Annotated in this window: 15 protein-coding genes, 1 tRNA gene and 1 riboswitch; of the genes, 10 read left to right on the top strand and 6 right to left on the bottom strand. The window is 72.2% G+C overall.

What is annotated here, in order from left to right; all coding sequences use genetic code 11:
- Positions 1–2: 2 nt before the first annotated feature.
- Entirely contained in the window at positions 3–2,936 is a 2,934-nt protein-coding gene (locus QL985_RS05080; protein ID WP_249494075.1) for an FAD-binding and (Fe-S)-binding domain-containing protein, read from the top strand.
- A 16-nt stretch (positions 2,937–2,952) separates the two neighbouring features.
- Here the strand turns inward: QL985_RS05080 and QL985_RS05085 are convergent, their stop codons facing one another.
- Complete coding sequence (locus tag QL985_RS05085; RefSeq protein ID WP_039100575.1) at positions 2,953–4,200, bottom strand: MFS transporter; 1,248 nt, start codon at positions 4,198–4,200, stop codon at positions 2,953–2,955.
- A gap of 98 nt (positions 4,201–4,298) precedes the next feature.
- Here QL985_RS05085 and QL985_RS05090 point away from each other — a divergent pair.
- From QL985_RS05090 to QL985_RS05100, 3 genes are all read left to right on the top strand, one after another.
- A tRNA-Pro gene (locus tag QL985_RS05090) sits at positions 4,299–4,372 on the top strand.
- A 91-nt stretch (positions 4,373–4,463) separates the two neighbouring features.
- The gene (locus QL985_RS05095) at positions 4,464–5,318 is read left to right on the top strand and encodes a PhzF family phenazine biosynthesis protein (protein WP_121566345.1); all 855 of its coding nucleotides are present in this window, start codon (positions 4,464–4,466) and stop codon (positions 5,316–5,318) included.
- Positions 5,315–5,734, top strand: coding sequence for a DUF393 domain-containing protein (locus QL985_RS05100; RefSeq protein WP_245190519.1), 420 nt, complete (start codon positions 5,315–5,317; stop codon positions 5,732–5,734). The genes QL985_RS05095 and QL985_RS05100 overlap by 4 nt, the downstream gene beginning before the upstream one ends.
- 15 nt (positions 5,735–5,749) lie before the next feature.
- On the opposite strand, the gene thiE is transcribed toward QL985_RS05100, so the two are convergent.
- The gene (gene thiE / locus QL985_RS05105; protein WP_121566344.1) at positions 5,750–6,412 is read right to left on the bottom strand and encodes a thiamine phosphate synthase; all 663 of its coding nucleotides are present in this window, start codon (positions 6,410–6,412) and stop codon (positions 5,750–5,752) included.
- 131 nt (positions 6,413–6,543) lie between these two features.
- Positions 6,544–6,667, top strand: a riboswitch (TPP riboswitch).
- Here thiE and thiO point away from each other — a divergent pair.
- From thiO to moeB, 4 genes are all read left to right on the top strand, one after another.
- Positions 6,658–7,929: a glycine oxidase ThiO gene (gene thiO / locus QL985_RS05110; RefSeq protein WP_121566343.1), complete on the top strand. Its 1,272-nt coding sequence runs from the start codon at positions 6,658–6,660 to the stop codon at positions 7,927–7,929. (Overlaps the previous riboswitch by 10 nt.)
- 65 nt (positions 7,930–7,994) lie before the next feature.
- Positions 7,995–8,279: a sulfur carrier protein ThiS gene (thiS, locus tag QL985_RS05115; RefSeq protein WP_259906002.1), complete on the top strand. Its 285-nt coding sequence runs from the start codon at positions 7,995–7,997 to the stop codon at positions 8,277–8,279.
- Positions 8,280–8,281: 2 nt separating this feature from the next.
- Positions 8,282–9,259: a thiazole synthase gene (locus tag QL985_RS05120; protein ID WP_039100571.1), complete on the top strand. Its 978-nt coding sequence runs from the start codon at positions 8,282–8,284 to the stop codon at positions 9,257–9,259.
- On the top strand, positions 9,256–10,515 hold the full coding sequence (gene moeB, locus QL985_RS05125) for a molybdopterin-synthase adenylyltransferase MoeB (RefSeq protein WP_039100570.1): 1,260 nt from the start codon (positions 9,256–9,258) through the stop codon (positions 10,513–10,515). Before QL985_RS05120 ends, moeB begins: the two co-directional genes overlap by 4 nt.
- A 245-nt stretch (positions 10,516–10,760) precedes the next feature.
- On the opposite strand, the gene QL985_RS05130 is transcribed toward moeB, so the two are convergent.
- Genes QL985_RS05130 through QL985_RS05140 form a run of 3 tightly spaced genes read right to left on the bottom strand, consistent with a single transcriptional unit; the run spans position 10,761 to position 14,226 of the window.
- Positions 10,761–11,405, bottom strand: coding sequence for an LUD domain-containing protein (locus QL985_RS05130; RefSeq protein WP_039102022.1), 645 nt, complete (start codon positions 11,403–11,405; stop codon positions 10,761–10,763).
- Positions 11,402–13,387, bottom strand: coding sequence for a LutB/LldF family L-lactate oxidation iron-sulfur protein (locus tag QL985_RS05135; protein WP_039102021.1), 1,986 nt, complete (start codon positions 13,385–13,387; stop codon positions 11,402–11,404). The genes QL985_RS05130 and QL985_RS05135 overlap by 4 nt, the downstream gene beginning before the upstream one ends.
- Positions 13,384–14,226, bottom strand: coding sequence for a (Fe-S)-binding protein (locus tag QL985_RS05140; RefSeq protein WP_039102030.1), 843 nt, complete (start codon positions 14,224–14,226; stop codon positions 13,384–13,386). The genes QL985_RS05135 and QL985_RS05140 overlap by 4 nt, the downstream gene beginning before the upstream one ends.
- 326 nt (positions 14,227–14,552) lie before the next feature.
- Here QL985_RS05140 and QL985_RS05145 point away from each other — a divergent pair, with 326 nt between their 5' ends.
- Both QL985_RS05145 and QL985_RS05150 read left to right on the top strand, forming a co-directional pair.
- Positions 14,553–16,223 (top strand): L-lactate permease, encoded by a 1,671-nt coding sequence (locus QL985_RS05145; RefSeq protein WP_039102020.1) that lies wholly within the window; start codon positions 14,553–14,555, stop codon positions 16,221–16,223.
- Between the two features lie 85 nt (positions 16,224–16,308).
- A complete protein-coding gene (locus tag QL985_RS05150; protein ID WP_039102019.1) occupies positions 16,309–17,052 on the top strand; it encodes an FCD domain-containing protein in 744 nt (247 codons plus the stop codon).
- A gap of 348 nt (positions 17,053–17,400) precedes the next feature.
- Here the strand turns inward: QL985_RS05150 and QL985_RS05155 are convergent, their stop codons facing one another.
- The gene (locus QL985_RS05155) at positions 17,401–18,147 is read right to left on the bottom strand and encodes a response regulator transcription factor (protein WP_039102018.1); all 747 of its coding nucleotides are present in this window, start codon (positions 18,145–18,147) and stop codon (positions 17,401–17,403) included.
- Between the last annotated feature and the right edge of the window lie 14 nt (positions 18,148–18,161).

An 18,161-nucleotide genomic window follows, 5' to 3' on the forward strand; every position in this document is an offset into this window, starting at 1 on the left:
CGGTGGCCAGGATCGAGCGGGAGTGCGGCAGCGGCGTCGTCGTCAGCGGGGAGCTGGAGCGGCGGGCCGTGGCCCACGACGCCTCTCACTACCTGCTGCAGCCCCGCGCGGTGCTGCGTCCGCGGGACGAGTCCGAGGTGGGGCGCATCTTCGCGGCCGCCGCGGAGGCGGGCGCGGGGCTGACGCTGCGCTCGGGCGGCACGTCCCTGTCCGGGCAGGCCGTCACGGACCAGCTGCTCGTGGACGTGCGCCGGCACTTCAAGGCCGTGGAGGTCCTGGACCAGGGCGCCCGCGTGCGCGTCCAGCCGGGCGTCACCGTGCGCCAGGTCAATGCCCGGCTGGCCCCGCACGGGCGGTCGCTGGGCCCGGATCCGGCGAGCGAGTCGGCGTGCACGCTGGGCGGAGTGGTGGCCAACAACTCCTCCGGGATGGCGTGCGGCACGGAGTTCAACACGTACCGCACCCTGGAGTCCATGGTGCTCGTGCTGCCCTCCGGCACGGTCCTGGACACCGCCGCCCCGGACGCCGCCGAGACGTTGCGGGCGCGCGAGCCCGAGCTGTTCGAGGGCCTGCTCCGGCTGCGGGACCGCGTGCGGGGCAACCCGGAGTCCGTGCGGACCGTGGAGCGGCTGTTCGCCATGAAGAACACCATGGGCTACGGGCTGAACTCTTTCCTGGACCACGAGGACCCCGTGGCGATCCTGGAGCACCTCATGATCGGCTCCGAGGGCACGCTGGGGTTCGTGGCGAGCGCGACCCTGCGCACCGTGCCCGTGCACCCGCACGTGGCCACCGGCCTGCTGGTGTTCCCCACCGTGGTGGCCGCCACGAGCGCGGTGCCGGAGCTGGTGGGCTCGCACTGCGCCACCCTGGAGCTGCTGGACGCCACGTCCCTGGCGGTCTCGCAGCGCACGGGGCTCGCCCCGCCCGCGATCATGGACATCCCCGTGGACCAGCAGGCCGCGCTGCTCGTGGAGTACCAGCACGACACCCCGGACGGTGTGCGGGAGCTGGCGCAGGCGGCGTCGTCCACCTTCGATGCGCTGGAGCTGACCGGGCCCGTGTCCCTGACCACGGACCCCCGCGAGCGCGCGAGCCTGTGGACCGTGCGCAAGGGGCTCTACACCACCGTGGCGGGCAACCGGCCGCAGGGCACCAACGCGCTGCTCGAGGACGTGGTGGTGCCCGTGGACCAGCTGGGCGGCACGTGCGAGCAGCTCACCGGGCTCTTCGACGCCCACGGCTACCGGGACTCCGTGATCTTCGGCCATGCCAAGGACGGCAACGTCCACTTCATGCTCAACGAGCAGTTCGACGACCCCGCCCAGCTGGAGCGCTACGAGCGCTTCACCGAGGAGATGGTGGACCTGGTGCTCGGCCGCGGGGGCTCGCTGAAGGCGGAGCACGGCACCGGGCGCATCATGGCGCCGTTCGTGCGGCGGCAGTACGGGGACGAGCTGCACTCCGTGATGGTGGAGCTCAAGGCCCTGATCGACCCCGGGAACCGCTTCAACCCCGGCGTGATCCTCACCGAGGACCCGCGTGCGTACCTGCGGGACCTCAAGACCGCCCCGCCCGTGGAGTCCGAGGTGGACCGCTGCGTGGAGTGCGGCTACTGCGAGCCGGTGTGCCCGTCCCAGGACCTCACGCTCACGCCGCGCCAGCGCATCGTGGGCCGCAGGGAGATCGCCCGGGCCGAGGAGCGCGGGGACACCGCCCTGGCCGCACGGCTGCGCCGCGAGTACGACTACGCCGGGCTGCAGACGTGCGCGGTGGACGGCATGTGCGTCACGGCGTGCCCCGTGCACATCAACACGGGTGACCTGGTGCGCCGGCTGCGCGCGGAGAACCACTCCACGGTCGCGGACCTCGCGTGGGGGGCCGCCGCGCGCTCGTGGGCCGCGACCTCTGCGGGGGCGTCCTTCGCCCTCACGCTGGCCTCGCGCATGCCCGCCGCGCTGCCCGCCTCTGCGACCCGCGCGGCCCGCGCCGTGCTCGGCGCGGACACGGTCCCCCGCTACAACGCCACGCTCCCGGCGGGTGGCGGCAACCGCTCCCGGTTGACGACGCCGCCCGCGCCCTCCCCTGCCGAGCGACCGTCCCGAGGGGCTGCGGGCACCCCGGGCACGAGTGCCGTGGGAACGGGTGCGGCGGAACCGGGGGCGACGGCTGCCCGCGGTGACACCGCGGCGTCGGCCTCCGCGCAGCACCATCCCGTCCGAGCCGTGTTCTTCCCCGCGTGCATCGGGGCGATGTTCGGCACGGTGACCGGGGAGGGCCCCTCGGCCTCCGAGGCGTTCCTGCGGCTGTGCGAGCGCGCCGGTGTGGCCGTGCGGATCCCGGAGGGCATCGACTCGGCCTGCTGCGGCACCCCGTGGAAGTCCAAGGGCCTGCCCACCGGCTACGCCACGATGACCGAGCGGACCCTCGGGATGCTGTGGGAAGCCTCCGAGCAGGGGCGGCTGCCGGTGGTGTGCGATGCGGCGTCCTGCACCGAGGGGCTCGAGACCATGCGGGAGCTGGCCACGGACCATCCCGTGTACCGCGAGCTCCGCTTCGTGGACGCCGTGACCTTCACCGCCGAGCACGTGCTGCCCGGCCTGGACCGAAAAGCACGCCTGGAGACCCTGGCCGTGCACCCCACGTGCTCGTCCGTGCACCTGGGCGCCACCGAAGACCTCATGCGGGTGGCCCGGGCGTGCGCCCGGGAGGTCACCGTGCCCGTGGACTGGGGCTGCTGCGGCTACGCCGGGGACCGCGGGATGCTGCACCCGGAGCTCACGGCGTCCGCCACGCGGCGCGAGGCCGCGGAGGTGCGGGCCGGTGATTTCGATGCATATGCATCGTTGAACCGGACGTGCGAGCAGGCCCTCACGGAGGCCACGGGCCGGCCCTACGAGCACGTGCTGCAGGTCCTGGAGCGAGTCACCCGCTGAGCCGGACGGACGCGGCTCAGCCCCGCGGCGGCGTCGTGCCCGGATCCGGGACACCCCGTGCCGCGGCGCGCGCCACCGGGACCGCGGAGGCCGCGCACACCAGCACGCCGAAGAGCAGGCACCACACGAAGCCCGTGGTGGGCTCCACCCCGGCCCAGCGGGCCACGGCCGGCGCCACGAGCGACAGCACGAACGGCACCGCGAAACCCGTGTAGGTGAGGGTGTAGAACACGCCGATGAGCGCCCCAAGCTCGTGCGGGCGGGCCATGAGCTCCACCTCGCGCAGCCCGGCCACCATCATGAACCCGTAGCTCACGCCCAGCACCACGGCCGTGGGAACCGCGAGCCAGCTCGAGTGCCAGGTCACCGTCAGCGCGCCGAGGACCAGGCCCACGCTCGCCGCGCCGAGCCCGGTGACGGACAGCGGGAGCCACCCGTGGCGCGCGAGCCGCGCCGCGAGCGGCTGCACCAGCACGCCCGTGAACATCACGGCAGCGGCCACGACGCCCAGGTAGGCCACGGGCCAGCGCACGGTGCTGAGCAGGAAGGACGGGATGCTCGCAAAGGCAATCGTCGCCGTGCCGAACACCCACGGCGCCCATGCCGCGACCACCCAGAAGAACCGGGACGTGCGCGCCACGGCAGGAACCAGGGGCCGTGACGGGCGCGGGCCGCTCGCGGGTGGCTGCGTCTCGGGGACGTTCCACACGAGCACCGCGGCCACCACGGTGAGGACCACGTGCACCACGAACGGGGTGACCTGCGGCGCGGGCAGGAACTGCGCGAGCAGCCCGGCCGCGAGCGGCCCGGCACCGAAGCCCGCGGAGAGCACCACGGTGGCCCGCCGGGGTCCGGCACCCGGGCGGTCGGTGCTCAGCTGCTTGACCCACGCGGACCCGGACGCCATGGCCATCCCCACGCCGAAGCCCATGATCCAGCGGCCCGGGTACAGCAGCCAGTCCGTGGTGTGGGACGCCGCCGCGAGCACCAGGGACGCCACGAGGACCACCGCGAGCGCGGGGCGCATCACGGCGCGCCGGCCCCGGTGGTCGGAGACCGGGCCGAGCACGAGCAGCGCAGGCACGAGGCCCGCCGCGTAGATCCCGAGCATCCCGGTCACGAAGGACTCGCTGAGCCCGTCCTGCGAGCGGTAGACCTCGAGCATCGGGGCGAAAAGGTTGGCACCGAACCCCACGGTGAACATGGCCGTGCCCACGCGCCACCACGTGCGAGGGGTGACGGCCGTCACGGCGGGGTTCTCCATACCAGCGAGGCTACCGGGGCGGCGCGGGGAAATTTCACATTCTCCGGACCCTGACGCTATGCTGAAGCAGTTGTTCGCGGGTTCGCCCGTGCAACTTCCGGGATGTGGCGCAGCTTGGTAGCGCGCGTCGTTCGGGACGACGAGGTCGCAGGTTCAAATCCTGTCATCCCGACCGAAATCCCCTTGCTCCTCCGCAACCGGAGCAAGGGGATTTTTTTCATGCCCGCCCCCCGCGCGTCGGGGCTCCGTGGTGGAATCGGGGCATGACCTCCGCACCCCGTTCCCGCCCGTTCGCCCAGGTGGACGTGTTCTCCGCCGAGCCCTTCCGGGGCAATCCCGTGGCCGTCGTCCTGGACGGCGCGGACCTCACGGACGAGCAGATGGCACGGTTCGCGAACTGGACCAACCTCTCCGAGACCACGTTCGTGCTGCCGCCCACCTCCCCCGACGCGGACTACCGGCTGCGCATCTTCACGCCCGACCGCGAGCTGCCGTTCGCGGGCCACCCCACCCTGGGCTCGGCCCGCGCGTGGCTCGCGGCGGGAAACACGCCGCGCGGTGACGTCATCGTCCAGGAGTGCGCCACGGGCCTGGTCCGCGTCCACACGTCCAACGACGACGCCGCCCTCGCCTTCGAGGCCCCGCCCACCCTCCGCTCGGGGGACCTCGCACCGAACGTGCTGGAGCCGATCACCACCGGGCTGGGCCTGCACCCGGACCAGGTGGTGGCGCACCAGTGGGTGGACAACGGACCGGGGTGGGCCGCGCTGCTGCTCAGCTCCGCGGACGAGGTGCTCGCACTGGAACCCACCTTCGCCGCACTCGGTGCGCACAAGGTGGGAGTGCTCGGCCCCGCCCCCGACAGCGCGGAGCACCGCTTCGAGGTGCGCGCGTTCGTGCCCGGGGCCACCGGGTACGAGGACCCCGTGACCGGCAGCCTCAACGCGGGTCTCGCGCAGTGGCTCGTGCGGACCGGCCGCGCCCCGCAGGACTACACCGCACGTCAGGGCACCCGGATGGGTCGTCGAGGGCTGGTCCGCGTGAGCGCGGATGCGACGGGTGCCGTGCGCGTGGGTGGGCACTGCACGGTGTGCGTCTCGGGGAGCGTGGTCCTGTGAGCACCCGGCTGCACGTGGTCTTCGACGGCCGGTGCGGTTTCTGCACCCGCGCGGTGGGCTGGGTGGAACACCTGGACCGCCACGGACGGATCGAGCTGCACGCGTGGCAGCACCCGGGCGTGCCGGAGCGCTTCGGCCTGACCCCGCAGCAGTGCGACGCCTCGGTCTGGGCGGTCCCCGCCGGGCCCGGGGACCCGCAGGGCGACGGCGGGCTCGCGGTGAGCGGTGCCCGAGCAGTTGCGAGCATCCTTGACACAGCCCTGGGCACACGCTTCTTCGGCGCGCTCTACGGGCTGCCGCTGGTGGCCCGCACCCAGGAGGCCGTCTACCGCTGGGTGGCCGCTCACCGAGGACGCTTTCCGGGCGTCACCCCGTGGTGCGAGCAGCATCCCGGGCAGTGCGGTGCCGTTCGCTGACCGGCGCCTCCCCCGTCAGGCGGGCAGCGCGTCCCGGAGTTCGCGCGCGGCGGCGGTGACATCGGTGGCCTCGGTGACCGCCCGCACCACCACGATGCGCGAGGCCCCGGTGCCGAGCACGGCGGGGAGCCGGGCGGCGTCGACACCCCCGATCGCGAAGAACGGCGTGTCCCCGGCGTGCTCCGCGGCGTAGCGGGGCAGCTCCAGGCCCACCGCGGCCCGTCCCGGTTTGGTGGGGGTCTCCCAGACCGGTCCGGTGCAGAAGTAGTCGAGCCCGGGATCCGCGAGCGCGGCATCCACCTGGGCGGGCGAGTGGCACGAGCGGCCGAGCACCACGTCAGGACCCAGCACCGTGCGGGCCTGCTGCGTGGTGAGATCCCCCTGGCCCACGTGGAACACGTCCGCGCCGGTCAGCAGGGCCACGTCCGCGCGGTCGTTCACCGCAAAGAGCTTGCCGTGCTCACGGGCAACCTCAGCGAGCACCCCGATGGCCTCGATCTCCGCGGCCGCCTCGAGCGTCTTGTCCCGCAGCTGGATGATGTCCGTCCCGCCCGCGTATGCGGCGTGCAGGAACTCCCGCAGGTCACCGCGTTCCCGTCGTGCGGTCACGCACACGTAGAGCCGCGTGTCCCGCAGCTTCTCGCGGCGTCGTCGTCCCTGGTCCTCGATCTGTGCCATGCCGCCATCGTGGCACGAACCGGCACAGGGCGCGCGGCGAGCGATCTGCTCCCCGCGAATTCCCCGGGGACGGGGGCCACGGGGAGGACTAGACTGGCGGCGTCGTCCGGCCGCCCTGCATCGTGCCGCCCGACGAGTTCCACGGGAGCCCGCACCCGTCCGCACGGACCACCGCAGCGGGCTGAGAGGGCGTGAGCCGCCGACCGGTCACCTGACGCGGATCATGCCGCCGGAGGGAGGAAGAGATGCCCGAGAACACGCCCGCCCACGTGGTGGTGGCCGGGGCCGGTCTGATCGGCCTGGCCACAGCGCTCGAACTGCGACGCCGCGGGGTTGCCGTCACCGTGGCCGACCCCCAGCCCGCGTGGGGCGCCACACGTGCCGCGGCGGGGATGCTGGCACCCGTCGCGGAGACCCAGTACGGCCAGGAGCGGCTCTACCCCCTGATGCGCGCGTCCGCCGAGGAGTACCCCGGCTTCGTGGAGCGGGTGGCCGCGGCCACGGGACTCGCCACGGGATACCGCACGGAGGAGACGCTGGTGGTCGCCGCCGACGCCGCGGACGCCCGGTCCCTCTCCGACCTCGCCTCCCACCAGATCGCCTCGGGCATGGACGTGGAGGAGATCTCCACGCGCGAGGCCCGCTCCATGGAACCCGCGCTCGCCCCCAGGCTCGGGGGTGCCGTGCGCATCGTCTCCGACCGTCAGGTGGACCCGCGGATGCTGGCCGCCGCCATGGTCGAGGCCCTCAACGCACCGCACGCCGAGACGCTCGCGGGCGCCGCGGATGCCGGCCCGGTCACCTGGCTGACCCACCGGGTGGAGTCGGTGCAGGTGCCCCGCAAGGGCCCCCGCAGGGTGGAGGGTGTGCTCCTGGACAACGGCGAACGGATCCCCGCGGACGCGGTGGTGGTGGCCTCGGGGCTCACGGCCAACACCATGGGCGGGCTGCCCGAGGACCTGGAGCTGCGGCTGCGACCCGTGTTCGGTGACATCCTGCGGCTGCGCGTCCCCGACTCCGTGCTGGGACCCGGTGAGGAGCACCTGCTGACCCGCACGGTGCGCGCCCAGGTCATGGGCCGCCCGGTCTACATGGTCCCGCGCGTGGACCGCACACTGGTGGTCGGTGCCACCAACCGCGAGGACGGCCGGGAGTCGGTGCTGGCCGGAGGCGTCCACCAGCTCCTGCGGGACGCCCGCGCGGTGGTTCCCGCGATCGACGACTGCGACGTCCTGGAGATGATGGCCCGGGCCCGCCCGGGCACCCCGGACGACCTCCCCTACCTCGGAACCACCTCCGTGGCCGGGCTGGTGATCAGCACCGGGCACTTCCGCCACGGCATCCTGCTGACCCCCGTGGCCTCCCGTCTCGCGGCGGAACTCGTGACCGGGGTTCTGGATCCCGAGGTGGACCACCAGCGGGACGTGGAGTTCCTCGCCGCCACGGATCCGGGGCGCCACTCCCGCCCGAACGACGACCTGCACGACACCACCGACTTCTCGGGAGGACTCGCATGAGCGCCCCTGCACCGCACACACCAGAGGCCGGCGCCGAGCCCGGTTCTCCGGACCCCGGGCGACCGGTGCCCGCCACTGGCGAGCCCCACGCGCCGCGGCAGGACGTCGGTCCGGGCACCGCGAGCATCAACGGCTCCCCGGTGGAGGTCCACGAGGGGTTCACCCTCACCGATGCGGTGGCACAGCTGACAGGCCGGGAGATCACGCCGCAGGGCACCGCCGCGGACGGGCACCCCCTGGGGATCGCCGTGGCCGTGGACGACACCGTGGTCCCCCGCTCCCTGTGGGCCACCACCTCCGTGGCACCGGGGCAGTCCGTGGAGGTCGTCACCGCGGTGCAGGGAGGCTGAGCATGACGGACAAGGATCTGGGCACAGCGCCGCTGACGGTGGCCGGGGTGGAGCTGACCTCACGGCTCATCATGGGCACCGGCGGTCTCACGGACCTCGCCATGCTCGAGCGCGCCCTGCTGGCCTCCGGCACCGAGCTGACCACGGTGGCCCTGCGTCGCTTCTCCCCCGGCCCGTCGCGGCCGGGTGCCGCCTCCGTTCCCGGTGGCTCCGGAGCGGGGGTGGACGGAGGCGGCCCGCGCGGAACGGGAGCCACCGGTGGGACGGGTGCGGCGGCGTCGTCGTCGGGGGCCCCGCAGGACAGCCTGTACGGAATCCTGCGCCGCCACGGCATCCGGGTGCTGCCGAACACCGCCGGGTGCTACACGGCCCGGGACGCGCTGCTGACCGCAGAGCTCGGACGCGAAGCGCTGGAGACGGACTGGGTCAAGCTGGAGATCATCTCCGACGAGGACACCCTGCTGCCGGACGGCGTGGAGCTGCTGGACGCCACCGAGAAGCTCGTGCGGCGCGGCTTCAAGGTTTTCGCGTACACGTCCGACGACCCCGTGCTCGCGCTGCGCCTCGAGGACGCCGGGGCCAGCGCCGTGATGCCCCTGGGTGCGCCGATCGGCACGGGACTAGGCGTCCTGAACCCCCACAACATCGAGCTGATCGCCTCGCGTGCCGGCGTGCCCGTGGTGCTGGACGCCGGCATCGGCACGGCGTCCGAGGCGGCGCTGGCCATGGAGCTCGGGTGCGACGCCGTGCTGCTCGCCTCTGCGGTGACCCGCGCCCAGGACCCGGTGGCCATGGCCCACGCCATGAAGCACGCCGTGCAGGCTGGTCTGCTCGCGCGCGGCGCGGGACGGATCGCACGTCGCACCCACGCTCTGGCGTCCTCGCCCATGGCCGGGCGGATCGGCGCGGGCGAGGACGCTCCCCGCGGGGACTGGCCCGCCCGGTCCGTGGCCGAGGCCGCGGGGGACGTCACCCGATGAGTGCTCCCTCCCCGTTCGACCCCCTGGTGGAACCGGCCGCAGATCTCACCCGCGAGGAGCTCGAACGGTACTCGCGCCACCTCACGCTCACGCAGTTCGGCCCGGAGGGACAGCGTCGGCTCAAGAACGCGCGCGTGCTCGTGGTCGGCGCCGGCGGCCTGGGCGCACCCGCACTGCAGTACCTTGCGGCCGCCGGTGTGGGAACCCTGGGCGTCGTGGACGACGACGTCGTGTCCGTCTCCAACCTGCAGCGCCAGGTGATCCACACTGTGGGGGACGTGGGACGGCCCAAGGTGGACTCCGCCGCGGACGCCGTAGCCCGTCTCAACCCGCTGGTCACCGTGCGGACCCACGACACCCGGCTCAGCACCGAGAACGCCCTGGAGATCCTCGGGCAGTACGACCTGGTGCTGGACGGCGCGGACAACTTCGCCACGCGCTACCTCGTGGCGGACGCCGCCGAGCTCACCGGCATCCCCGTGGTGTGGGGCTCCATCCTGCGCTTCGACGGCCAGGTCTCGGTGTTCTGGGCGGGCCACGGACCGGTGTACCGGGACCTCTACCCCGAGGCTCCCCCGGCGGGCTCCGTGCCCTCGTGCGCGGAGGGCGGGGTGCTGGGCGTGCTGCCCGCGACCATCGGCTCCGTGATGGCCACCGAGGCCCTGAAACTCCTCACCGGCCTGGGCACGCCCCTCGTGGGCCGGGTCCTCGTCCACAACGCGCTCGCCCAGACGTGGCGCACCCTCACCGTCCTGCCGGACCCGGAGCGCAAGCCCGTCACCGACCTCTCGCAAGTCTTCGTGGCGTGCGGCCTTCCCTCCCCCGGCGACGGCGCGGCGGACCGCGGGGACGTCTCGCCCGCTGCCCCCGAGGCCGGGGTGGGCACCCCGCCGGCCGGACCGAGCGCCGTCGAGACCGTGGACGCCACCGAACTCGCCCGGCTGCTGGAGGCCCGCGAGCGCGGCGAGACCGCCTTCACGCTCGTGGACGTGCGCGAGGACTGGGAGCGGCAGCTCGTGTCCATCCCCGGATCCGTGCCGGTGCCCCTGGACCGGCTGCTCACCGACGGCGTGCGGGCGCTGCCCGCGGGCACCGAGGGGGACGTGGTCCTGCACTGCAAGGCCGGGGTGCGCTCCGCGCAGGCCCTCGCGGCCCTGCGCGCCGACTACGCCCTGCGGGAGGACAACCTCAAGCACCTGGACGGTGGCATCCTCGCGTGGATCGAGGACGTGGACCCCTCGCAGCCGCGCTACTGAGCAGTGCAAGAGCCACGCGCCGCGAGCGCCTCGAGCCCCTCCCGCACCTCACCCGCCTGGCGCACCGTCAGCACCGCCCTCCTCCACGCAGAAAAAAGTGCAGATATTGCCATCTACCGGTTGGTAGATGGCAATATCTGCACTTAATCCCTCAGGGGTGAACCTGGGCATCAGCCCGTGGGTGGGTGGTCTCCGAGGCGGGTCCCCGGGGCGCCGCTGCGCGGGCCCGTCGAGCGGTCAGACCCTCAGCCCAGCAGGATCACGTCCAGCGTGCGCGGCCCGTGGACACCCTCCACGCGCTCGAGCTCGATGTCCGACGTGGCGGACGGTCCCGAGATCATGGTGGTGGGCGCGGTGGGTTCCACCCGGGCCATGGCCTCGGGGATCAGCTCCACCACGGAGTCCAGCGGCACGATGCAGATGTGGTGGTCCGGCACCAGCGTGATGGCGCGGCGCCCCTCGTCCGGGCGCCCGGACAGGAAGATGGTGCCCGTCTGCGCGCAGGACACCGTGGAGGAGGTCACCACGGCATCCACCCGGTTGAGGTCCCGCACGGTCAGTGCGGAGGCCTTGCGGCCGTCGTTGGGATCCACGATGGCCCGGCGCGCCGCGGTCTCCTCCGGCAGCAGCGCGGTGTCCAGCCCCTCGGGGATCACGTAGCGCGCGGACGCCCCCAGCTGCGTGGCAATCCGCTGCGCCACCGTCTGAGCCGTCTCCCGGTACACATTGGCCTTGTAGTCCAGCAGCCGGTCCTCGAGCATGTCCACGATCTCGTCCCGCGAGAGCTCCGAGGTGTGCCGGTAGTCCCGGGGGACCTCGGGCGCCTGCGGGTGGTCGGAGAGCGCACCGTGCAGCCGCTCCAGGATCTCGGTCTTGGCGTCCGCGCTCATGCCTGCTCTCCGTTCTGGTCCCCGCGCTCGGCGTGGCCGTTGGGGGCGTCGATGTTGTCCTCGTGCGGATCGCCCGTGGCCTCCCGCTGGCCCCCGGCTGCGGCATCGGGACCGGCACCCGGGGTGGCGGCGTCGTCGCCCGTGCCGGCGGCGGTCTCCGCCACGCGCGAGGCCTTGGCCGCGTCCTCGGCCGCGGGAGCGCCCGGGATGGCCGACGCCGCCGCGCTGTCCTCCGCGCGTTCGTCACCGCTGCGCTGCAGGCCGGACCCCGCCGGGACACCGTCGCGTGCGAGGCGCTCGTCGGTCTCCCCCTCGTGCTTCTTCCACCAGTTGCGGAAGGACTCCTTGGGCGGTTCGGGGATGTCCCGCTCGTCGGTCCAGCCGCCCACCATGCCGGGCAGCCAGCCGATGGCGTGGTCGCGGCCCGCCACCAGTCGGCCCATGGGCAGCCCGCGCTCGGCGAGGGACATCCGCTGACCGGAGGACATCACGAAGGACGCGCCCTTCATCATGGCGTCCATCTGCGTGGGCAGTCCTCGGGAGAGGAGGGCCCGGCGCATCCGGCGCCCGGCGCGGCGCGCCCGCGAGCCCAGCTGGGACAGGGATCCCTCGGAGGGCGCAGAGTCCTGACCGCCCTGACCCTCGTCCGCGGTGAGGGACTTCTCCTCGCGCCAGTCATCGGCGCCACCCACGGCCGGGTCCTCGGTGGCGGGAGCCGGTTCGGCCCGGTCCACGCGCTGACCGTGCTGGGTGCGGATGTCCTCGTCCCGCAGGTGCACCAGGATGTCCGGGATGTTGATCTTCACGGGACACACCTGGTAGCACGCACCGCACAGCGAGGACGCGTAGGGCAGGGAGGCGTTCTTCTCGGACGTGATGCCCGTGAGCTGCGGCGAGAGGATCGCCCCGATGGGACCGGGGTAGGTGGAGCCGTAGGAGTGGCCACCCGCGTGCTCGTACACCGGGCACACGTTCAGGCACGCGGAGCAGCGGATGCAGTGCAGCGCGGAGCGCCCCTTGGGGTCCGAGAGCACGGCGGAGCGGCCGTTGTCCAGCAGCACCACGTGGAAGTTCTTGGGGCCGTCCCCCGGGGTCACGCCCGTCCACAGGGAGGTGTACGGGTTCATGCGCTCACCCGTGGAGGAGCGCGGGAGGAGCTGGAAGAACACCTCGAGGTCCTGGTAGGTGGGCAGCAGCTTCTCGATGCCCATCACGGTGATGAGCGTCTCGGGGAGGGTGAGGCACATGCGGCCGTTGCCCTCGGACTCCACCACGGACAGGGTGCCGGTGTCCGCGATGCCGAAGTTCGCACCGCTGATGGCCACCTTGGTGGTCAGGAACTTCTCCCGCAGGTGCTGCCGCGCCGCCTCCGCGAGGACTCGGGGCTCGCTCGTGAGCTCGTCCGTGACACCGGGCATCTCGCGGCTGAAGATCTCGCGAATCTCCTCGCGGTTCTTGTGGATCGCGGGCACCAGGATGTGCGAGGGCTTGTCCCGCCCCAGCTGCACGATGAGCTCGGCCAGGTCCGTCTCCGTGGCGGTGATCCCGTGCTCGGAGAGGTGCTCGTCCAGCCCGATCTCCTGGGTGGCCATGGACTTCACCTTGATGACGTCGGTGGTGTCCTGCTCCTGGACCAGGCGGGTCACGATGGCGTTCGCCTCGTCCGCGTCCCGGGCCCAGTGGACGACGCCGCCGCGTGCCGTCACGTTCGCCTCGAACTGCTCGAGCAGCTCCGGCAGCCGCGCCATCACGGTCTCCTTGATGGCGGAGCCGGCGTCGCGCAGCTCGCTCCAGTCCGGAACCTCCCCCACCACGCCGGCGCGCTTGGCGCGGATGGTGTGGGTGGCGTGCCGGATGTTGGCCCGCATCTGCTCGTTCTGCAGCTCCTTCTTGGCGGCCTTGGGGAACGCCACCTGCGCGTGCAGGTTGCCCTGCCCGTGCACGGGGCGCACGGACGGCATGCCGAGGGACGTGACGCTCATCGAGTTGCTCCTGCGGTGGTGGCCGCGCTCGTCGAACGACGGCCGGGCTGGGGGATGGACAGCTCCACGGGGCCCTCCACGTGCAGCGGGTTGGACCGGGTGGACGCGAGGATCTCCGCGAAGTGGACGGTCTGGATGTCCACCTTGCGCTTGGAGGCGGCTCCGCCCAGGTGCATCAGGCAGGAGGCGTCCCCGCCGGTGCACAGGGAGGCGCCGGAGCCGCGGATGTTGTGGAGCTTGGCGTCCGCCATGGCACCGGAGACGTCCGGGTTTTTGAAGGAGAAGGTGCCGCCGAAGCCGCAGCACTCCTCGGCGTCCGGCAGCTCGTGGAACTCGATGTCCGCCACGGAGCGCACGAGATCCTTCTGGCGGTCCCCGAGACCCAGCAGCCGCATGCCGTGGCACGAGGGGTGGTACGTCACGGGGTGCGGGAAGTAGGAGCCCAGCTGCTCGGCGGCGTCGGTCACACCCAGCACGTCCACGAGCAGCTCGGAGAGCTCGTACGTGTTCCCGGCGACCATCTCGGCGTCCTCCGCCAGGGCGTCCTCACCGCACTCGCGGGCGACCATGGGCTGCTGGTGGCCCAGGGAGGCCACGCACGATCCGGACGGTGCCACGGCGACGTCGTAGTCCACGCTGGTGAAGGCGCGCACGTGGTTGCGGATGACCGGCACGGCGTCCTGGAAGTACCCGCTGTTGACGTGCATCTGCGAGCAGCAGCCCTGCCCCTGGGGGAACACGACCTCGTGCCCCAGCCGCTCCAGGATCCGCACGGTGGCCAGCGCCACCTTGGGGTACATGGCGTCCACGATGCACGTGGCGAAGAGCGCGATTCTCATGTGTGTGGTCTCCCAACCGTCTGCGCCGGTCATGCTGTGCCCCGGTCCATCTCTGTGGCCAGACCAGGCTACGCCCGTGAGTCCGGTCACAACAACGCGCAACCCACCCCGGGACACTTCGCCGGAGGGGCGCATGGGGCCCACGCCCGCGGGTGCGCGACTCCTTCACCGTGTGACATGGATCATGTACGCTGTGTGGTCGGACCACTATGGTCTGACCACTTATCGTACGACCCGTCCCGGACACGGCGCACACCGCCCCGCCGGGACCGCCCCCTCGATCCGGGAACCACGGTTCCGATCCGGCCCCACCCCTTGGAGAACCCGTGAACACATTCACCGCCGCCACCGATGCCGTGGCGGGCAGCGTGGGCTGGTCAGCCCTGGTCGGCTGCCTGCCCCTGCTGACCTTCTTCGTGATGCTGCTCGCCTTCAAGGCGAGCGCCTACGTGGCGGGTCTGACCTCGCTCGCCGTGGCCCTGCTCGTGGCGGTCTTCGGCTTCGGCATGCCGGCCCACCTCGCCGCGCTGACGGCCACCCAGGGCGCCGTCTACGGCCTGTTCCCCATCGTGTGGATCGTGGTCATGGCCCTGTGGTTCTACCAGGTGACCGTGCTGTCCGGACGCTTCGAGGACCTGCGCACCATCTTCGACACCATCGGCGGCGGCGACCTGCGCATCCAGGCCATGCTGATCGCCTTCTGCTTCGGCGGGCTGCTGGAGGCCCTCGCCGGATTCGGTGCCCCCGTGGCCATCACCGCCACCATGATCCTGGCCCTGGGTCTCAAGCCCCTCAAGACGGCCACCCTGGTCCTGATCGCCAACACCGCCCCCGTGGCCTTCGGCGCCATCGCCATCCCCATCACCACGGCCGGCACCCTGACGGACCTGGACCCCGCGCACATCGGCGCGGTCGTGGGACACCAGGCCCCGTTCTTCGCGTTCGTGGTTCCGTTCTTCCTGCTGATGATCGTCGACGGCGCCCGGGGCCTCAAGCAGGCCTGGCCCGCCGCGCTGGTGGTGGGCGGCAGCTTCGCCGTGGCCCAGTGGTGGTGCGCCACCCACTTCTCCTACGAGCTCACGGACGTGGTGGCCTCGCTGGTGGGCCTCGCGGCCATCGTGGTCCTCATGCGCTTCTGGCGGCCCAAGGGCGCGGAGGAGGTGCGCGCGGACCTGGGCGTCACCCGCCCCGAGAACGCGGCGGTGCTCACGCCGGCACGCGTGTGGATGGCCGTGCTGCCCTACGTGCTCGTGGTGGTGGTCTTCGGGATCGCCAAGCTGTGGACCGCGGGGGTCAGCATCCCCAAGGCCCTGGCCTCCACTGACGTGAAGATCCCCTGGCCCGGCCTGCACGGCCACCTGGTCAACGCCCAGGGGGACCCCATCTCCGGCACCGTCTACACGTTCCAGTGGCTCTCGAGCCCCGGAACGCTGCTGCTGTTCACCGGCCTGGTGGTGGCTGTGGTCTACGCCGTGTTCAACCACCACGGCACGTTCCGCCTGAACATCGGCGACGCCCTGGCGGAGATTGGCCGCTGCTTCTGGAAGATGCGCTTCTCCGCCCTGACCATCATGTCGGTCCTGGCCCTGGCCTACGTCATGAACTTCTCCGGCCAGACCCTGGCGATCGGCACGTTCGTCGCGGGACTCGGCGGGGCGTTCGCCTTCTTCTCCCCCGTGCTCGGCTGGGTGGGCACGGCCGTGACCGGATCGGACACCTCCGCCAACGCCCTGTTCGCCAACCTGCAGAAGACCGCGGCCCTGGGCTCCGGGCTGGACCCGTACCTGATGACCGCGGCGAACACGTCCGGCGGTGTGGTGGGCAAGATGATCTCCCCCCAGTCCCTGGCCATCGCGTCCTCGGCCGTGGGGATGCAGGGCAAGGAGTCGCAGATCTTCCGCTCCGTGCTCCCGTGGTCCCTGGGCATGCTGCTGGCGCTGTGCTGCCTGGTGTTCCTGCAGTCCAACGTGCTCGCGTGGATGCTGCCGGCGGCCTGAGACGGCCGGGTACAGTGAACAGCCTCGGCCCGCCACCGCAGCTCGCGGTGGCGGGCCATCGCACGTCAGGATCCGGGGAGGAACCATGAGCACTGCACCCGCCTACACGGTGGTGCTGGACTGGCTCGAGCAGCAGCTGCGCTCGGGAGGTCTGCGCGTGGGCGACAAGCTGCCCGCCGAGCGCGCCCTGGCCGAGGACTTCGGCATCTCGCGGGCGTCGGTGCGGGAGGCCGTGCGAATCCTCGCGGCCATGGGGCTGGTGCGCACCGCCACCGGATCGGGTCCGCAGTCCGGCGCCACTGTCATCTCGGATCCCTCGGCGGCCCTGGGCTGGGCGCTGCGGATGCACATCGCCACCCGCTCCCTGCCGGTGGCAGACGTGGTGAGCACCCGCATCCTGCTGGAGACGCAGTCGAGCCTGGACGCGGCGTCGTCGGAGACCGGGGAACGGGACCGCGTGCTTGCGGAGGCCGAGCAGATGCTGGACCGCATGGAGGACCCGGAGGTGGGGGACGAGGAGTTCCATGCCCTGGACGCCCAGTTCCACCTGCAACTCGCCTCGCTGGGCGGCAACGTGGTGCTCGAGACGATCATGGCGTCACTGCGGGAGGCCACGATCGGCTACGTCCAGGAGACCGTGGCGGCCACCTCCGACTGGCCGAGCATTCGAGCGCGTTTGCAGGAGCAGCACCGGGAGATCCACCGGGCCACGCGAGCCCGGGACGGGGAGCGTGCTGCACGGCTGCTGCGCGAGCACATCATGTGGTTCTACGGCCACGCGCCGGATGCGGGCCGAGCCACGGAGCAGCCAGCGGGCCACGGTCGCTGAACCGGAGGGAGCAGGGCACAGAAGAACCCCGACGCCCCCTGGTCGGAGGACGCCGGGGCCAGGCTCGTGTCTGCCCTGGACCGCTGACGCAGCGGGGATCCTCGGAGCTGCACGTGAGGTGATCCAGGCCTCACGGAACTCGTTCGGTCACACAGGGGACACGGGGACCCCCGCTGCGAACCCAGCGGCCCGCTCCGTCGGGGATGCGAACGCCGTACAACCGTCCGCCCCTCCGGAGCGCGTGGACATCTCATCCGATGTCCACGAACCACTCTGCCGTACGAGGACCCCGAACCACCATGGCCATTCGGCCAGACTTGTGAACCGAAACTGGGCAGGGACTGTGAGTCAGCGCGGCCCCGGGGTGGAGTCCGCGTCCAGCTCGGGGTGCACGAGACCCCACTGGATGCCGGAGATCAGCACCTGCACCCGGTCCCGCACGGCGAGCTTCTCGCACAGGTGGGACACGTAGGACTTCACGCTGCCGTGGGACACGGTCATCCGCTCCGCGATCTCCGCGTTGTTGAGACCCTTGGCGATCCACTCCAGCGTCTCCTGCTCGCGCGGGGTGAGCTTGGGCGCCCCGGGGTGCGGGCCCGGCGGCGGGGACATGGCCGCCTGGGTCAGGGCCCCACGGCCGCGTCCCCGCCGCACGGAGGGCACGGGGACGTCGCCCAGCACGTTGTTGGCCAGGGAGTTCGCCACGGACGGGGACAGGGCCAGCTCGTCGTCGCGGATGAGGGTCACGGCCGAGACGATGTCGTCGTGCCGGGCGTCCTTGACCAGGTAGCCGGAAGCGCCCGCGCGCAGCGCCGGAACCACGTACTCGAGGGTGGAGAACGTGGTCAGTGCCAGCACCCGGGTGTCCGGGCACTGCGCCACGATCTGGCGTGTGGCCTCGATCCCGTCCATCCCGGGCATGCGGATGTCCATGAGCACCACGTCGGGGGACAGCCGCAGACTCTCCGCGACCGCCTCGGCGCCCTCGGAGGCTTCCCCCACGACCTCGAACCCCGGCTCGGCGCGGAAGAGGTTCGCGAGGGCGTCCCGCATGAGCGGATGGTCGTCCACCAGAAGAAGCCTGCACAAATCCATGAAACGATCATAAA

This window comes from Kocuria sp. APC 4018, assembly GCF_030407675.1.
GTDB classification, from domain to species: Bacteria; Actinomycetota; Actinomycetes; order Actinomycetales; family Micrococcaceae; genus Kocuria; species Kocuria rhizophila.

Coding starts and splice junctions, on each gene's coding strand:
- QL985_RS05085 (WP_039100575.1), bottom strand. CDS start 4,200: ATGGAGAACCCCGCCGTGACGGCCGTCACCCCTCGCACGTGGTGGCGC.
- QL985_RS05095 (WP_121566345.1), top strand. CDS start 4,464: ATGACCTCCGCACCCCGTTCCCGCCCGTTCGCCCAGGTGGACGTGTTC.
- thiE (WP_121566344.1), bottom strand. CDS start 6,412: ATGGCACAGATCGAGGACCAGGGACGACGACGCCGCGAGAAGCTGCGG.
- thiO (WP_121566343.1), top strand. CDS start 6,658: ATGCCCGAGAACACGCCCGCCCACGTGGTGGTGGCCGGGGCCGGTCTG.
- QL985_RS05120 (WP_039100571.1), top strand. CDS start 8,282: ATGACGGACAAGGATCTGGGCACAGCGCCGCTGACGGTGGCCGGGGTG.
- moeB (WP_039100570.1), top strand. CDS start 9,256: ATGAGTGCTCCCTCCCCGTTCGACCCCCTGGTGGAACCGGCCGCAGAT.
- QL985_RS05130 (WP_039102022.1), bottom strand. CDS start 11,405: ATGAGCGCGGACGCCAAGACCGAGATCCTGGAGCGGCTGCACGGTGCG.
- QL985_RS05135 (WP_039102021.1), bottom strand. CDS start 13,387: ATGAGCGTCACGTCCCTCGGCATGCCGTCCGTGCGCCCCGTGCACGGG.
- QL985_RS05140 (WP_039102030.1), bottom strand. CDS start 14,226: ATGAGAATCGCGCTCTTCGCCACGTGCATCGTGGACGCCATGTACCCC.
- QL985_RS05150 (WP_039102019.1), top strand. CDS start 16,309: ATGAGCACTGCACCCGCCTACACGGTGGTGCTGGACTGGCTCGAGCAG.
- QL985_RS05155 (WP_039102018.1), bottom strand. CDS start 18,147: ATGGATTTGTGCAGGCTTCTTCTGGTGGACGACCATCCGCTCATGCGG.